Here is a 16,158-nt window from a genome sequence, read left to right on the forward strand (position 1 = left end):
CTCCTCAGCTCAGGCGGTCGCCGCGACGGCGTAGCGGCTGGCCGGTCGGGGCAGGCCGAGCAGGTCACGCAGCGTCCCGCCGGGATAGCCGGCACGGAACAGACCCCTGTCGCGCAGCGCGGGCACCACAACTCGGGTGATCGCGGTCAGGTCGTTGGGGAGCACGGCGGGTCGCAGCCGGAAACCGTCCACGCCGGCCCGGTGCCAGTCGGCGAGCAGGTCGGCCAGCTGTCCCGGAGTGCCGGCGAAGGTGGCCGCATCCGACGTGAATTCCTCGCCGTGCAGCTCGTCGAGGCGGGTTCTGCGGCGCCGGGCCAGCGTCGGTGTTTCGTCGAGCAGCACGACCAGGTCGGCGAGGACGCGCAGCGGGGCGTCGGTCCGGCCGACCGTCTCTTCGGCCGCCCGCACCTCGGCCACGATCGCGGCAACGTGTTCAGTGTCGACCGGCGTGACGAAGACGATATCGGCGTGCCGGGCGGCGAACGCGTACGGCACCGACGAGTGGGCCAGCGCGGCGACGACCGGCTGCCCCTGCGGAGACCGGGGCACGATTGTCGGGCCCTTGACGGAGAACCACTGTCCGGTGAAGTCGATGTAGTGCAGCCGCTCCCGGTCGACGAACCGGCCGGTCGGCACGTCCCGGATGACGGCGTCGTCCTGCCAGCTGTCCCAGAGCCGGCGCACCACCTCCACGGCGTCACCGGCCTCGGCGAACAGGTCGCCGACGAGCTGAACGGTTTCCGGCTCGTCGAGCCGGGAAAGGTCCAGCGGCGGGATGTCGCGGCGACCGAAGTGCCCGGCCTCGGCGTGTGTAGCCGAGACCCGAGGCCGCCAACCGGCCCGCCCGCCGCTGACGTGGTCGAGCGTGGCCACCGCACTGGAGACGTGGAACGGCTCGGTGTGGGTGGTGCTGGTGGTCGGGATCAGCCCGATGTGCCGGGTCAGCGGGGCGAGCCGGGCCGCGATCTGCACGGCGTCGAGGCGTCCCCGGACCTGGTCGAGGCGGCCGTCGGGGCCGTCGGGACCCGACGTCTGGAGGCCGAGGCTGTCCTCGATGGTGAGCAGGTCCAGTGCGCCACGTTCCGCCTCACCGGCGAGGGTGTTCCAGTAGCGGGCGGTCAGGAGCGCGGTTGCGTCGGCGCGCGACAGCCGCCAGGCGGCGGGATGCCAGCCCAGACCGTCGAGAGCGACGGCCAGGTGCAGGGTCTTCTCAGTCATGGTTGTTCCTCCTACGGTCGGCCGGCGGTGACGAGCGTTGGCAACGCGTCGAGCAGGGACCGTGTGTAGTCGTGGCGGGGGTAGGTGAAGACGTCGCCGACCGGGCCCTGCTCCACCACCTCCCCGTCGTGCATGACCAGCACCCGGTCGCTGAGGTGGTGCACCACACCCAGGTCATGGGAGATGAAGAGCAGGGCGGTGCCGTCGGCGGCACGCAGCTCGGCCAGCAGGTCGAGGACCTGGGCCTGCACGGAGACATCGAGGGCGGACACCGGCTCGTCGCAAATGATCAAAGCCGGTCGGGGAGCGATCGCGCGGGCGATCGCCACTCGCTGCCGCTGCCCGCCAGAGAGCTCACGAGGATGCCGGTCACACAGGTCGGCACCGAGGCCGACGCGGCGCAGCAGGTCGACGACGTGATCGCGGCGGTCCGATCGCCCGACGTCGAGGTCGAGGTTCTCCGCGACGACCCGACCGACCGTGTAGCGGGGGTCGAAGGAGCTCAGCGGGTCCTGTGAGATCAGCTGCAACTTGCGCCGCAACGGGCGGCGGGCCCGCTCCGGCACCCCGGCCCAGAGCGTCCCCTCGAAGGTGACGATGCCCGCATCGGCGTCGAGCAGACCGGCGACGATCCGGGCCACGGTGCTCTTGCCGGAGCCGGACTCTCCCACCAGGCCGAGCGTCTCACCCCGGGCGATGGAGAACGACACGTTCCGGACAACGGTCTGGTCGCCGTACCTCTTGGTCAGCCCGCCAGCGTCGAGCACCGTGTCGTCGGGGCGGATCTCGGGCCGGGTGGGCAGTGCGGGCCGCACCGGCGGGGCCGCGCCCGGCGACACCTCGGTCACGGCGCTGAGCCGGCGGCCCCGCGACGTCGCCGATGGCACCGCTGCCAGCAACTGCCGGGTGTACGGATGCGTCGGTGCCCGCAGCAGCCGGTCGGTGGGGCCGTGTTCGACGATCCGGCCGTCGCGCATGACCAGGACCCGGTCGGCGACCTGGGAGACGACGGCCAGGTCGTGGCTGATCAGTAGCAGACTCACCCCGGCGGCGCGTCGCTCGGCGAGCAGCCGCAGGATCTGCGCCTGCACGGTGACGTCGAGCGCGGTGGTCGGCTCGTCGGCGATGAGCAGCGCCGGCTCACCGGCGATCGCGGAGGCGATCAGTGCCCGTTGCCGCAGCCCGCCGGAGAGCTGATGCGGATACTGCCGGGCCCGGCGCTCGGGCTCCGGTAGGTGAACCTGGTCGAGCAGGTGGGCGACCCGACCGGCCCGTTCGCGGCGGCTGACGATGCCGTGGGCGGTGAGCACCTCACCGATCTCGGCGCCCACCGTCCGTAGCGGGTCGAGAGAGACCAGCGCGTCCTGCAGGACCAGCCCGGCGAGCCGGCCACGGACCCGCCGCCAGTCCCGTGGCTGGTAGCTCCGCACGTCCTGGTCTGCCAGTTCGAGACGAGTGGCGCGGACCTGCGCAGCCGGGCCGGCGAGACCGACCAGGGTACGTGCGGTGACGCTCTTGCCGGAGCCGGACTCCCCGACGATGGCCACGCACTCGCCGCGCTCGACCGCGAAGCTGATCCCGCGCACCGCCTCCACCCGACCGGTCGGGGTGTCGAAGTCGACGTGCAGGTCCTCGACCGCTACCAGGGTGGCCATCAGCGCCGCCGCCCGTCGAAACGTGCCTGCCAGTGCCGGCCGACGACGGTCAGCGACACCACCGTGGCGGTGACCGCCAGGCCGGGCAGGATGCTGATCCACCAGCCCACCTGGAGGTAGTTGCGCCCCTCGGAGAGCATCGCGCCCCACTCCGGCGACGGTGGCTGTGGACCCATGCCGAGGAAGCTGAGCCCGGCGGCGACCAGGATCGCCTCACCGAGCCCGATCACGGCGAGCACCGGCACCGGGCCGACCACGTTGGGCAGCACGTGCCGCCGAACCAGCCGAGGCCGCGACAGGCCGAAGGTGACGGCCTGTTCGACGTAGGTGGCGCGGCGGACGAGCATCGTCTGACCGCGGACCACCCGGGCGTGGTGCGGCAGGGTGGCGATGCCGATGGCGACGATCAGGCTGACGGTGCCGGGCCCGGCGACGGCGATGAACAGCAGTGCCAACAGCAGAAGGGGAAACGCCGATACCGCGTCGAAGGTGCGGCTGAGCGCCTCGTCGGCGACCCGGTGCGCGAGGCCGGCGAGCAGGCCGAGCAGCACGCCACCGGTCACCGCGATCGCGGTGGCGGCCACGCCGATGGTGAGCGAGTGTCCGGCGCCGTGCACCACCCGCGTCCAGACGTCGCGGCCTAGATGGTCGGTGCCGAACCAGTGCGCCGCGCTCGGCGGCGAGAGCACGCCGAGCGGGTCGGCGGCGAGCGGGTCACCGGGGGCCAGTGCGGCGGGCCAGGCCGCCGCCACCACCAGCAGGATCAGGTACGCCCCGGCGGTGAGCACACCGGGCCGCGGCAGGGACCGTCGACGTGCGGACCGGAGGGCCGGGTTGGCGGGGGTGAGCGTGGGGGCGTCGGCGGAGAGCGGGCTCACTGTGACAGTCATCGGATCAGCTCCTCCTCAGGCGTGGGTCGACCAGCAGGTACGTCAGATCGGCTGCGGTGTTGACCACGACGTAGACGGCTGCGGAGAGGGTGACGACCGCCAGCACCACCGGCATGTCCTTGCTGGTCACCGCGGTCAGGGTGACCTGACCGAGACCGGGTCGGCCGAAGACCTGCTCGACGATGACCGCGCCGCCGAGCAGGATGCCGAAGAGCCAGCCGGCGAGCGTGACGGCGGGCAGCAGCGCGTGTCGCAGGGCGTGCCGCAGCAGGACCGTACGTTCCCGTACCCCTCGGGATCGGGCGGTGAGCACGAACGGCTCGTCGAGCGCCCGGTCGATCCCGTCGCGGAGCACCTGGGCGAGCAGCCCGGCGATGGGCAGCGCGAGGGTGACGGCGGGCAGCACCAGCGCGCCGATGCCCTGGTCGCCGGAGACCGGAAACAGGCCGTACCGGAACGACAGCACGCTGAGCAGCACGATCCCGATCAGGAACGGCGGGGTGGATACCAGCAGCAGTTCGACGCCGGAGCTGGCCCGCCGCAGCCACGGCCGGCGGTCCCCGGCCGTGGCGACCGCGATGAGCAGTGCGAGCAGCACACCTAGGCCGGCGGCGGCGACCGCGAGGGTGAGCGTAGGTGCGATTTGTTCGCCGATCACCTCGGCGACGGGTCGTTGTAGCAGGTAGGAGCGGCCCAGGTCGCCGTTGACGAGCCGCAGTAGGTAGTCGAGGTACTGAACGATGGCGGGCCGGTCCAGGCCCCACTCGGTGATGATCTGGGCACGGATCTGCGGGGTGTCCGCACCGTCGCCGACGATGGTGTCCACGGTGTCACCGGGGGCGGCGAGCAGCGCCAGGTAGGCGGCGGTGGCCGCGACCCAGAGGACGACCAGGCCGGCACCGAGCCGGCGAGCCGCCGCCCGCGTGGCTGTCACTTGCTGATCCAGAGGTCGTACGCGCTGGCGGGGACGCCGGCGGTGGGCTCGAAGCGAACCCCGCCGACGCTGGTGCTGGCCGCGATCTGGTCGGCCGGCGCGTAGAGCGGCAGGACCAGGGCCTGCTCGGCGATGACCTGCTGCTGCAGGTCGGCATAGACGCCGGCGCGCTTCGTCGGGTCGGCGGTGGCCTGACCGGATTCCAGGAGCTGGTCGATGCGCGGGTCGTTGACCCGGGTTCGGTTGATGCCGCCCTTCGAGTGCAGCAGCAGGTTCAGGGCGGCACCAGCGTCCGTGTCGGCGCGGGAGTTGTCGAAGACCTCGTATTCGTTGCGCTCGAAGGCCTCCAGGGCGGTGCCCTGGTCGACCAGGGAGACCTTCAGGTCGATGCCGGCGCTCTGCTTCACCGCGGCTTGTACGGCCTGGGCGAGGACGTCGCGACGGTCGCGGACGAAGGGAGCGGACTGCACGAGCCGTACGGTGAGCCGCTTGCCGTCCTTGACCCGGAAGCCGTCGGCATCGCGCGTGGCCCAGCCGGCCTGGTCGAGCAGGGTGTTGGCCTTGGCGGCATCGCCGCTGTATCCGCCTTCGACGCTCTTGTCGTAGAGCGGGCTGGACGGGCTGATCACGCTCCAGGCGCGGGTGGCGGTGTCCCGGTAGACCGACTTCAGCACGGTGTCGACGTCGACGGCCTCCCGGAACGCCTGCCGGACCCGCAGGTCGTCGAAGGGAGCGTGGGAGGTGTTGAAGTAGTAGGAGTAGGCCGAGCCGGAGTTGAGCTCACGGGTCAGTCGCAGCGCCCGATTGCCGGTGACCAGCGGCTGATCGGTGGCGGGCACCCCCTCGACGAGCTGCACCTGGCCCGACGTGAGGGCGCCGACGCGTACCGCCGACTCCTTGAGGAACCGGTAGGTGATCCCGTCGAGGTAGGCCAGCCCGGTGTGGGTCGCGGTGGGCGGGGCCCAGTCGTAGCCGGCGTTGCGCCGATAGTGCAGTTCCTGCCCGGGGACGTAGCGGTCCAGCACGAACGGTCCAGTGCCGACCACGTCGACACCGCCGGCCTTGAGGTTCTTCGCCTCGCGCAGCGACTTCGGTGAGACCTGGGCACCCTGCGGGGAGGCGAGGAAGTCGAGGATCAGCACGTCCGGCGCGGTGAGGGTGAGCCGTACGGTGCGCGGGTCGACCGCCTCGACGGCCTTGAGGTTACGCAACTGCACGGCGGCGACGCCCGGCGCGTACCCCGGCTCCCGGAGCTTGTCGATGTTGGCCTTGACGGCCGCCGAGTCGAAGGGCGTGCCGTCGGTGAAGGTGACCCCGTCGCGCAACGTCAGGGTGTAGGACAGCCCGTCCGGGGCGGCTTGCCAGCCGGTGGCCAACCAGGGCACCAGCTTGCCCTGCTTGTCGTACGTGAGCAGGGACTCGAAGGTGTTCCAGACCAGCAGGCGCGCCTTGGCCTGGGCGTACTGGTGCGGGTTGAGCGTGATCGGCTCGGTCTCCACCGCCCAGGTGAGGGTGCCGCCCGAGCGGGGCTGGCCGGCCGCCTCGACGGCAGGGGTGGTGCCGGTGGAGCAGCCGGCAATGACGGCGAGCAGTGGGGCTAGTGCGGCGGCAGCCAGAGTTCGCGATCGGTTCGAGGGCATGGTGAAATCTCCTGTCCAGGCAGGCGGAAGCGGGTATGCCGACACCCGGCCCCGCGGCTGGGCGTGGGCCGGTGACGGTGACGGTGCTGTGGTGGCGCGGCGATGCGCCTCACCTCGGCGGGCCATTGCGGCGGGCCGGGTTACGGGCGAGGGTGCCGGGTCAGGCCAGACAGGAACTCGACCACACTCGACCGAAGTCGATGTGGCCGCGGATCGTCAACCGCAGCTCGCTGGACATGAGACGAGTCCACCTCCACGGCGGTGATGGTGTCAACGAATCCTTCGGCGGATGTCAGCTATCGCACGTGGGGACGTCGATTCGTTGACGCATACCCTACTTGGCCGATAGGATTTACCGGGATTCCGCCCCCTGGCCGGTGCACCAGTCAACGCCCGTCCGGCTCAATCGAGATCGAGCAGGACCTTTCCTGCCACCCGACGCTCCCGCAGCGCGTCAGCCGCCGCCCCCAGACGCTGCCACGAGCCGCGCCAACCGATCGGTGCCCGCAGCGCTCCACGCGCCACGAGATCCGCCAGGATCGCGAGATCCGGACCCGCGGCGGTGGCGTCGCCGAAGGACCGCAGCGCCCTTGCCGCACCCGGAGCGAAGGTGGAGTTCACCGGAAAGACGGCCGGCTCACCGGACGCCCAGCCGATGCTGTGCAGCACCCCGCCCGGGGCCAGTAAGCCCCAGGCGGCCACGAGATGAGCGCCACCAACTGTCTCCAGCACCACGTCGACCGGTTCGACGATCGCGTCCAGACCAACCGCCACCTCATCGGCACCGAGGTCCGTCAATCCCGCACCACGAGTCACGGAGCCGACCACCGCGACCACGTACGCGCCACCGTGGCGGGCGAGCTGAACGGCGACCCGGCCCACTCCCCCGGACGCCCCCGTGATCAGCACTCGGCGGCCGAGAAGCGGCCCCGACGTCCGCAAGGTGCGCAGGGCCGTGAGGCCAACCATCGGCAGCGCGGCCATCTCGGCCAGGTCGACGGCGGCGGGCACCACGGCCACACTGTCCACGTCGAACGCCGCCAGGCGAGCCCAGGCACCCGCCCCGAAGGCGACCACCCGGTCACCCTCACGGGGGCCGGAACCGTCGGCGGCACCGCGCACCACGTGACCCGCAGCGTCAAATCCGAGCACCCGCCCGGCCGGCCAGACGTCGAGGTGACGGATCTCGCCGGCATTGACGGCGGCATGCCGCACCTCGACGAGCACCTGCCGGGGGCCTGGAACGGGGTCCGGCAGTTCCGTCAGCCGGAACCCCTCGCCGCTGTCCGGAGCGGCGACGATCGCACGCATGACAACCTCCTCATCGCGGATTGGGCGTGCAACCGCCGGTCAGGCGGCGGGGCGACGGGCTGAGGCTTCCTGGTCGCTGGCCAGCCCGGTGTAGCGCCCCCGGTGGTAGAGCAGCGGCGAGCCGACGTCGGTGTGCCGGAGCACCTCCGGCTCGGCCAGCACCACGGCGTGGTCGCCGACAGTCACCCGGTCGACGACTCGACAGAGCAGCCAAGCAAGCGTGTCGTCGAGGATCGGCACGCCTTCGGGGCCGGTCCGCCACCGGGTGGGGCCAGCGAACCGGTCGATGCCACTGGTCGCGAAGGTCCGGGCCAGCTCCTGCTGGTGGTGGGCGAGCAGATGCACCGCCACATGCCGGGCACGGGACACCGCAGGCCAACTGGACGAGCCGAGGTTCAGGCAGAACGAGACGATCGGTGGCGCCAACGACACCGAGGTGAACGACGTGGCGGTGAAACCGACCGCCGGCGAACCGGGAGCGGTAACAACCGTGACGGTGCTGGCCTGGTGGCGCAGCAACGTCCGCAGCGCGTTCATGTCGGCGTCGATCGGCGCGTCCGTGGACTGGGTCATGGCGATCCTCCCGAGGGGTTGGTCCGGAGGGTTACGAACGGTCGACGGGGTGGTCCGCGAGCCGCTCGTACGGGGTCTTCTCACCGGCCTCGACCGCGACCGGCAGACGGTTCTCCGCCGGGGGCAACGGGCACGTCGCGAAGTCGGTGTACGCGCAGGGCAGGTTGGTGGCTCGGTTGAAGTCCAGCGTTACCCGGCCCTGCTCGTCCGGCGCGCCGACCGTCAGGGACCGGTTGGCCGGATAGGTAGTGACCCCGGACGTGCTGTCGGTGAACAACACCGACAGGCTCCCGGGCGTCGCACCGTTGAACGCGGTCAGACTCAGCGGCACCCCGTCGACGGCGAACTCGATCCGGCCGGGCGCGTCGTAGACGTGCGTGAGCCCTTCCACGGCCGCGCCGACGGTGGTCGGCCTAGGGCTGTCGAACCGCACGAATCGTCCGCTCAGGACCCACCGCGGCTGGGGTGGGTACGTGGGCGTGCCCCGGTAGTGGACGCGCAGCGGGTGTTCCGGGCGCCGGGGGCGAAGGATGTCGTGGCCACCCCGGCGAGCCACCTCCAGCACGGCACCCTCGATGCCCACGGTGACGCCGGCACGCTCGGCGATCGACCCGAACTCGTGCCGGCCCCGAACCTGCTGGCCGTCGATGATGAGCTCCTCGCCATCGCCGAGCGCCACCACCGGCCCGTCCTCGCCGGTGTGCCACTCCCCCGGCACGTCGGGGAACCGCTGGGGCCTCGGGGTGAGCCAGTGCAGACCACTGACGGCGAGGAAGCCGTGCCGGTCGGCCCGAGCCTCCTCGTGGAGTCGGTGCCACTCCTGCCACTCCTCGGTGAACGCGACAGGGGAATCCGTGGCGGTGGACGATACGGCGACGTTGCTCATGACGGGCCCTCTCGATGAAGGGGCACATCCGCACGGGCGGGATGCAGGGAAAACCGGGCGTGACCGAGTGCCAGCCGCGAGGCTGGTGACGGGGGCACTGGGCGGGCGAGGACGACGGCGGCCCATTCAGGCCTGGGTGGGCCCGCCGGGACAGAGCTGCGCGGCGACCCGCATCAGGTCGACGACCCGACGGGAGGTGAACAGCCGAACGGGCAGCATGGGATCGATTTTCCTACCAACAAGGTAGGATTTCAAGCCCTTGAGTCGAGCATCCTCGGAGGCGGACGGTGACCGAAACACCCACACCACGACAACCGGCGCCTCTGCGGAAGCTCGGCTTCCTGACCATCGGCCTGTTCGACGAGGCCGACCCTCGCACCGGCCACGAGGCGACACTCCAGCTCATCGAGCTGGGCGAGCAACTCGGCTTCGACAGCACCTGGGTACGTCACCGCCACCTCCAGTACGGCATCTCCTCGCCGGTCGCCGTCCTGGCGGCGGCCTCACAGCGGACGCGACACATCGAGCTCGGCACGGCGGTCATTCCGCTCGGCTGGGAGAACCCGCTGCGGCTGGCCGAGGACCTGGCCACGGTCGACATCCTCTCCGGCGTGCGACTCAACCCCGGGGTGAGCGTCGGCCCGCCGATGCACTACGACCGGGTGCGGCGCTCGCTCTACCCGGACACCGCAGACGCGGAGGACTTCAGCTACACGCGGGTACGACGACTACTTGACCTCGTTCGTGGCGAGCCGGCCGGCGAGGTCGAGGGCTTCGAGGGCTTCGAGCAGTTCTCCGGTCGGGTACAGCCACACTCTCCCGGCCTGGCGGCCCGGATGTGGTACGGCGCCGGCAGCCTCAGCTCCGCTCGGTGGGCCGGCGAGCAGGGCATGAACCTGCTCACCAGCAGCGTGGTGAAGGCCGAGGAGTCCACCGACTTCGCCGAGATCCAGCTCTCGCACATCCGTGCGTTCCGCGCCCACCACCCGGACGGCGCACGAGCTCGCGTCTCGCAGGGCCTCGTCGTCATCCCCACCGACACGGCCAGCCCGACCCAGCGTGCCCGCTACGAGGAGTACGCCGAACAACGAACGCCTCGGACGGCCTCACCCCAGGGACCGGCTCGGATGATGTTCGCTCCCGACCTCGTCGGCCCGTCGGAGCTGCTCGCCGAACGCCTGCACGAACATGCCGCGTTCCGCGAGGTCGACGAGGTCGCGTTCGCCCTGCCCTTCACCTTCGCGCCGGCTGACTACGCCCAGATCCTCACCGACATGGCGACCCGGCTCGGCCCTGCGCTCGGGTGGCACCCCAGCCATTGACCTGTGCCGTCCCGGTGAGCGGGGTCGGCAATAATTCCCTACTATTCCGGTCTGTGTTGTAGGTCTCTAGTGCTGGATTTTCTCGGCGCGGCTCACCGAACATGGTCCCTGCGGCTGCCAGGCCGCGCGGTGTGGCATCGACCGGCGAACGGTCTCCAGCCACCGGAACGAGCGCCGAGAGGGGTCAGCGTGGGCGGGAAGTGTTGCCGGGAGCGCTGAGCTCCCCGGTCCACCCACCCCCTGCGCCCCGTAAGGAACCAACGTGTCCGCCGACACTCATCTCGCGCCGCCGGCTCCGAGCCGACCACCGAGCCAGGCCCGCAGCACAGGTGCCCGCCACCTCTGGCGCCGTCTGGCCGCCGATCGCTGGGCGCTGGCCGGAGCAGGGGGCGTGGCCTTCTTCCTCGTCGTCGCGGTCGCCGCCCCACTGCTCAGCGCGATCGCCGGTCAGGACCCCTACACGTACGACCTGGACGCCCTCTCCGACTCCGGCACCCCGAAGGGCTTCGGCGGCGGTATCAGTGCCGAGCACTGGTTCGGAGTGGAGCCGATGACCGGACGAGACCTGTTCGCGATCGTGGTCCACGGCGCTCGCACCTCCATCCTCGTCGGCGCCGGGGCGACCGCCGTCTCGGTGCTGCTCGGAGTCGTCGTCGGCCTCACTGCCGGCTTCTACGGCGGCTGGTACGACCGCGTCGTCACGCGGATCATCGACGTCCTGCTCGGCTTCCCGTACCTGATCTTCGTGATCGCGCTCGGCGCGATCGTCCCGACCAGCCTCCCGAAGTCGCTGCTCCTCGTCGGCGTCCTCGCGGTCTTCGGCTGGCCCTCGATCGCGCGGGTGATCCGGGGTCAGACGCTGGAGCTGAAGCGGCGCACCTTCGTGCTCGCCTCGACCGCGCTGGGTGCGGGTGGATGGCACGTGCTCGTGCGGCAACTGCTCCCCAACCTCACCGCCACGATCATCGTCTACTCCACGATCATGATCCCTTCGATGATCGGGGCTGAGGCCGCGCTCTCCTTCCTCGGTGTCGGGGTGCCGCCGCCGACCCCCGCGTGGGGCCGCTCGATCGGCGACGCGATCGGCTGGGTCCAGACCGACCCAATGTTCCTCGTCTTTCCCGGCGGGGCGCTCTTCCTCGCGACGCTCGCCTTCAACCTGCTCGGCGACGGCCTGCGCGACGCATTCGACCCGAAGACGCGAGGGCTGCGGCGATGAAACTTCTCCGTCTGGTTTCCGGACGCCTCCTCAGCATGATCGTCACGCTGCTCGTGATCAGCCTGATCACGTACGTGGTGTTCGTCCTGTTGCCCAGTGACCCGGCGCAGCTCTCCTGCGGACGACCCTGCACACCCGAACGGCTCGCCGACGCCCGCGCCTTCATGGGCTACGACCAACCCTGGGTGCAGCAGTATCTGGCCTTCCTCGGCGGGATCTTCACCGGCCGCACCTTCGGCTCCGGGGCTGCCGCCGTGCACTGCGCGGCGCCCTGCTTCGGCTACTCCTTCCAGCTCAACGAATCGGTCACCCACCTCATCCTGGAACGCATCCCGGTCACCTTCTCCATCGCCATCGGCGCCGCCATGCTCTGGCTGATCATCGGCGTCGGCACCGGAGTCATCTCGGCCGTCCGCAGGGGCACCGCTATCGACCGGGCAGCGATGACGTTCTCCACGATCGGTGTCTCCGCGCCCAGCTACCTGGTCGGCCTGCTCGGCATCCTGCTGTTCGGCTTCACCCTCGACATGGTGCCGGTCAACGGGTACGTGCCACTGACCGAGGATCCGGTGGGTTGGTTGTGGCACCTGGTGTTGCCCTGGTGTGTGCTCGCCCTGATCTCCGCGGCGGTCTACGCCCGACTGACCCGAGGCCAGATGCTCGACGTGCTGGGTGAGGACTACATCCGCACGGCCCGCGCCAAGGGGCTGCGGGAACGGCGGGTCGTCGGCCGGCACGCCCTGCGCAACGTGCTCATCCCGGTGGTCACCGTCTTCGGCATCGACCTCGGGTCGCTGCTCGGCGGCGCGGTCATCACCGAGCGGGTCTTCAGCATGCCGGGGCTGGGCGCCCTGCTGCTGGACGCGGTCGGCAACGTCGACCTGCCGCTGATCATCGGGGTCACTCTCTTCTCCGCGTTTCTCATCATTCTCGCGAACTTCCTCGTGGACCTGGTCTACAGCGTCCTGGATCCGAGGGTGGCGCGCTGATGCGCCGATCAACGAAAGGTAAGGCACTGATGAAAAGACGCAGCGCGCTCGCGCTCGCAGTCGTACTCGCCCTGGCCGGATGCAACGCGAACCCGGACGTCACACCGGACGCCGGCGGATCGACCGGGGGCACCGAGAAGGGCGGGACGCTGACCATCCTCAACGCCGCCAGCGACATCAACTTCGACCCCGCCAAGAGCCAGAACCTGGCAATCACCACCCTGGGCCTGGTCCTACGCCGACTCACTACCTGGGAGGTCCAGCCAGGCAAGGCGGCGCAGGTGGTCCCCGATCTGGCGACGGACACCGGTAAGACCACCGACGGCGGCAAGACCTGGACCTTCACCCTGAAGGACGGTCTCAAGTACGCCGACGGCGCTGCGATCACCGCCGCCGACGTCAAGTACGGCATCGAGCGCTCCTTCGCGCCCGAACTCTCCGGCGGCCTCGGCTACCACAAGAGCCTGCTCGTGGGCGGCGCCGAGTACAAGGGGCCGTACTCGGGAGCGGACCTGGCCTCGGTCGAGACCCCGGACGCGAAGACCATCGTCTTCCACCTCAAGACGGCGTACGGCGACTGGCCGTGGATCGCCTCCATGCCGGCCTTCACCCCCGTCCCGAAGGCGAAGGACGACCCGAAGAAGTACAGCCAGAATCCTGTCGCGTCCGGCCCCTACCAGGTGGAGTCGTACCAGCAGGGTGTCTCGGTGAAACTTTCCCGCAACCCGAACTGGGACACCACCACCGACCAGGTCCGCACGGCCGGACCCGACAACATCGTCTTCCAGCTCGGCCAGGACACCACTGTCCAGTCGCAGCGCCTGATCGCCGACTCCGGTGACGACCGCTCGGCCTTCGGCGCCGGCTTCGTAGCGCCCGCCCAGCTCGCTCAGATCGAGCAGAACGCCAGCGCGAAGCAGCGGCTGGTCACCTCCGACGCCGGCGCGCTGTCGTACCTGGCGATCAACACCCAGCGGGGGCCGCTGAAGGACGTCAAGGTCCGCCAGGCCATCGAGTACGCCGTGGACAAGCGCGCCTACCAGGTCGCCTCCGGAGGTGCCATCGGCGGTGACCTGGCCAGCACGCTGATCACCCCGGGCATCGCCGGGCGGGTCGACTACAACCTCTACCCCGCCGACCCGTCCGGCGATGTCGCCAAGGCCAAGCAATTGCTCACCGAGGCGGGGCAGAGCAGCCTGAAGCTCACGCTGCTGTCGGAGAACGACCAGCCGAGCCTCGCCAAATCCCAGGCCATCCAGCAGGGGCTGCAGCGGGCGGGCATCACGGTGACCATCAAGCCGGTGGACGAGGAGGCCTGGACCGCCGAGGTGAGTGGCGACAAGGGTGACTACGACCTGACCGTCGCCAGCTGGCAGCCGGACTTCCCCAGCGCCAACGGCAACATCCAGCCGCTGTTCGCATCCAGCGAGATCGGCGGCGGTGGCTACAACAGCGCCCGCTACTCGCAGCCCGAGGTCGACGCGCTCATCGAGCAGGCCACGGCGGAGACCGACCCGGCAAAGGCGCAGGCACTGTGGGCGCAGGCCGACAAGCGCATCCTGCAGGACGCCCCCGTGGTGCCGCTGACCTACACGAAGAACTCGTTCCTGCACGGGTCGAAGGTGCAGAACTTCTTCGTGCCCGCCTTCCCGGCGTACCCGAACTATCTGAAGGTATCGCTGAAGCAGGGATGACGGTCTCCCCTACGGAGCCACGCCTCACGAAGGCCACCCGGTCACCGCTGCTCGCGGTGGCCGGGCTGGCCGTGAAGTTCGAGGTGGATGGCGACACGCACACCGCGGTCCGCGACGCTTCCTTCGCGCTGCACCGCGGCCAGGTCCTCGCCCTGGTCGGCGAATCAGGCTCGGGCAAGAGCGTCACCGCGATGGCCGCCCTGGGCCTGCTCCCCGCCACCGCCCGGGTCAGCGGCAGCATCACCCTCGCGGGCACCGAACTGATCGGCGCGGAACCGAGCCTGCTGCGAGACGTCCGCGGCGGCCAAATCGGCACGATCTTCCAGGAGCCGATGACCGCGCTCAACCCGGTCTTCACCATCGGTGACCAGGTCGCCGAGGCGATCCGGGCGCACCGCCCGGTGACACACTCTGCCGCCAACGCCCGGGTTCTGGAGTTGCTCGCCACCGTCGGCCTGGACGACCCCGCGCGAGTGGCGCGGTCGTACCCGCACGAACTGTCCGGCGGCCAACTCCAGCGGGCGATGATCGCGATGGCCATCAGCTGCGACCCGCTCCTGCTGATCGCGGACGAGCCGACCACCGCACTGGACGTGACAGTCCAGGCCGGCATCCTCGACCTGCTCCGCGACCTGCGCACCCGACTCGACATGGCCGTCCTCCTCATCACGCACGACATGGGCGTGGTGGCCGACGTCGCCGACGACGTGGTCGTGCTGCGCGACGGTCAGATCGTCGAGCAGGCGCTCGCCGCCCAACTCTTCGCCGCGCCCCGGCACGAGTACACCAGGGCGTTGCTGCACGCCGTACCCACGTTGCCGGAGCTACGGCTCGACGAGCCGGAACCGGCGACGCCGCCGGCGCACGAGCCGCGACCGCTCGACAACGCCGCAGCCACGACACCCGTCGTGCTCCTCCGCAACGTCGTGGTCGACTATCCGGGGAGGCGGCGCGGCCGGCCGGTCCGGGCGGTGGACGACGTCTCGCTGCACATCGACCAGGGTGAACTGGTGGCGTTGGTCGGCGAATCAGGCTCCGGGAAGTCGACCCTCGGCCGGGCGCTTGCCGGCCTCGTACCGGTGACCGCCGGCACGGTGACCGTCGCCGGCATCGAGGTGGGGAACGCGTCCCGTCGTGAACTGCGCGCGTTCCGCTCTCAGCTCGGCATCGTCTTCCAGGATCCGGCGTCGTCCCTGAACCCCCGCCGGACCGTCGGCGCGAGCATCGCCGAGCCGTTGTCGCTGCACACCGATCTGCGCGGCGACGCGCAGCGCCGACGCGTCGACGAGTTGTTGGACGCAGTCGAACTGCCGTCACGCCTGCGCGACCGCCACCCGTACGAGATGTCGGGCGGGCAGCGGCAGCGGGTGGCCATCGCCCGCGCCATCGCGTTGAACCCGGCCCTGCTGATCGCGGACGAGCCCACCAGTGCCCTGGACGTGTCGGTGCAGGCACGGATCTTGGAACTGCTCCGGTCGCTGCAGAGCCAGTTTGGTTTCTCCTGCCTGTTCATCAGCCATGACCTGGCGGTGGTCGAGCAACTCGCCGACCGGGTGGCGGTGCTTCATCGCGGCCGGGTCGTGGAGGAGGGTCCGGCGAATGATGTGCTGCGCGCGCCCCGGCACCCGTACACCTCGCGGTTGTTGGCGGCTGCGCCGGTTGCCGACCCGGCCCAGCAGGCCCTGCGGCGGGCGGCGTGGCGCCAGCTCACCAGCGCGTCGAGCTGAGGGGACCACCACGGCCCGGAGAAGATGCTGAGCTGGCACGTGCAGAACAAGGCCGCCGGCGGCTTCCCGCTCCGCCGCACGACGAACTTCCGGGCGGTAC

General features: G+C 70.6%; 13 protein-coding genes. 5 read left to right on the forward strand and 8 right to left on the reverse strand.

Annotated features, from left to right (window positions below; genetic code table 11):
• Positions 1-9 precede the first annotated feature (9 nt).
• The 8 genes from EV382_RS14555 to EV382_RS14590 all read right to left on the reverse strand — a co-directional run bounded on the left by EV382_RS14555 (position 10) and on the right by EV382_RS14590 (position 9,107).
• Complete coding sequence (locus EV382_RS14555) at positions 10-1,218, reverse strand: LLM class flavin-dependent oxidoreductase (RefSeq protein WP_130402317.1); 1,209 nt, start codon at positions 1,216-1,218, stop codon at positions 10-12.
• An 11-nt stretch (positions 1,219-1,229) separates the two neighbouring features.
• A complete protein-coding gene (locus tag EV382_RS14560) occupies positions 1,230-2,873 on the reverse strand; it encodes a dipeptide ABC transporter ATP-binding protein (protein WP_130402319.1) in 1,644 nt (547 codons plus the stop codon).
• Complete coding sequence (locus EV382_RS14565; protein ID WP_130402321.1) at positions 2,873-3,763, reverse strand: ABC transporter permease; 891 nt, start codon at positions 3,761-3,763, stop codon at positions 2,873-2,875. The genes EV382_RS14560 and EV382_RS14565 overlap by 1 nt, the downstream gene beginning before the upstream one ends.
• A gap of 4 nt (positions 3,764-3,767) precedes the next feature.
• On the reverse strand, positions 3,768-4,697 hold the full coding sequence (locus EV382_RS14570) for an ABC transporter permease (RefSeq protein ID WP_130402323.1): 930 nt from the start codon (positions 4,695-4,697) through the stop codon (positions 3,768-3,770).
• Entirely contained in the window at positions 4,694-6,337 is a 1,644-nt protein-coding gene (locus tag EV382_RS14575) for an ABC transporter substrate-binding protein (protein ID WP_130402325.1), read from the reverse strand. The genes EV382_RS14570 and EV382_RS14575 overlap by 4 nt, the downstream gene beginning before the upstream one ends.
• A gap of 402 nt (positions 6,338-6,739) precedes the next feature.
• The gene (locus tag EV382_RS14580) at positions 6,740-7,648 is read right to left on the reverse strand and encodes a zinc-binding dehydrogenase (protein ID WP_130402327.1); all 909 of its coding nucleotides are present in this window, start codon (positions 7,646-7,648) and stop codon (positions 6,740-6,742) included.
• 39 nt (positions 7,649-7,687) lie between these two features.
• On the reverse strand, positions 7,688-8,221 hold the full coding sequence (locus tag EV382_RS14585; RefSeq protein ID WP_130402329.1) for a flavin reductase family protein: 534 nt from the start codon (positions 8,219-8,221) through the stop codon (positions 7,688-7,690).
• Between the two features lie 31 nt (positions 8,222-8,252).
• On the reverse strand, positions 8,253-9,107 hold the full coding sequence (locus EV382_RS14590) for a DUF1684 domain-containing protein (protein ID WP_130402331.1): 855 nt from the start codon (positions 9,105-9,107) through the stop codon (positions 8,253-8,255).
• A gap of 287 nt (positions 9,108-9,394) precedes the next feature.
• Here EV382_RS14590 and EV382_RS14595 point away from each other — a divergent pair, with 287 nt between their 5' ends.
• The 5 genes from EV382_RS14595 to EV382_RS14615 all read left to right on the forward strand — a co-directional run bounded on the left by EV382_RS14595 (position 9,395) and on the right by EV382_RS14615 (position 16,058).
• On the forward strand, positions 9,395-10,429 hold the full coding sequence (locus tag EV382_RS14595; protein WP_130402333.1) for an LLM class flavin-dependent oxidoreductase: 1,035 nt from the start codon (positions 9,395-9,397) through the stop codon (positions 10,427-10,429).
• 262 nt (positions 10,430-10,691) lie between these two features.
• Positions 10,692-11,648: an ABC transporter permease gene (locus EV382_RS14600; protein WP_130402335.1), complete on the forward strand. Its 957-nt coding sequence runs from the start codon at positions 10,692-10,694 to the stop codon at positions 11,646-11,648.
• Positions 11,645-12,637, forward strand: coding sequence for an ABC transporter permease (locus EV382_RS14605; RefSeq protein WP_130402337.1), 993 nt, complete (start codon positions 11,645-11,647; stop codon positions 12,635-12,637). Before EV382_RS14600 ends, EV382_RS14605 begins: the two co-directional genes overlap by 4 nt.
• A 29-nt stretch (positions 12,638-12,666) precedes the next feature.
• Positions 12,667-14,331 carry an ABC transporter substrate-binding protein gene (locus EV382_RS14610; RefSeq protein ID WP_130402339.1) on the forward strand — a complete coding sequence of 555 codons (1,665 nt, stop codon included), beginning with the start codon at positions 12,667-12,669 and terminating at the stop codon, positions 14,329-14,331.
• Positions 14,328-16,058, forward strand: a complete 1,731-nt coding sequence (locus tag EV382_RS14615; RefSeq protein WP_130402341.1) for a dipeptide ABC transporter ATP-binding protein — start codon at positions 14,328-14,330, stop codon at positions 16,056-16,058. The genes EV382_RS14610 and EV382_RS14615 overlap by 4 nt, the downstream gene beginning before the upstream one ends.
• Positions 16,059-16,158 lie beyond the last annotated feature (100 nt).

The organism is Micromonospora violae (genome assembly GCF_004217135.1).
GTDB lineage: Bacteria > Actinomycetota > Actinomycetes > Mycobacteriales > Micromonosporaceae > Micromonospora > Micromonospora violae.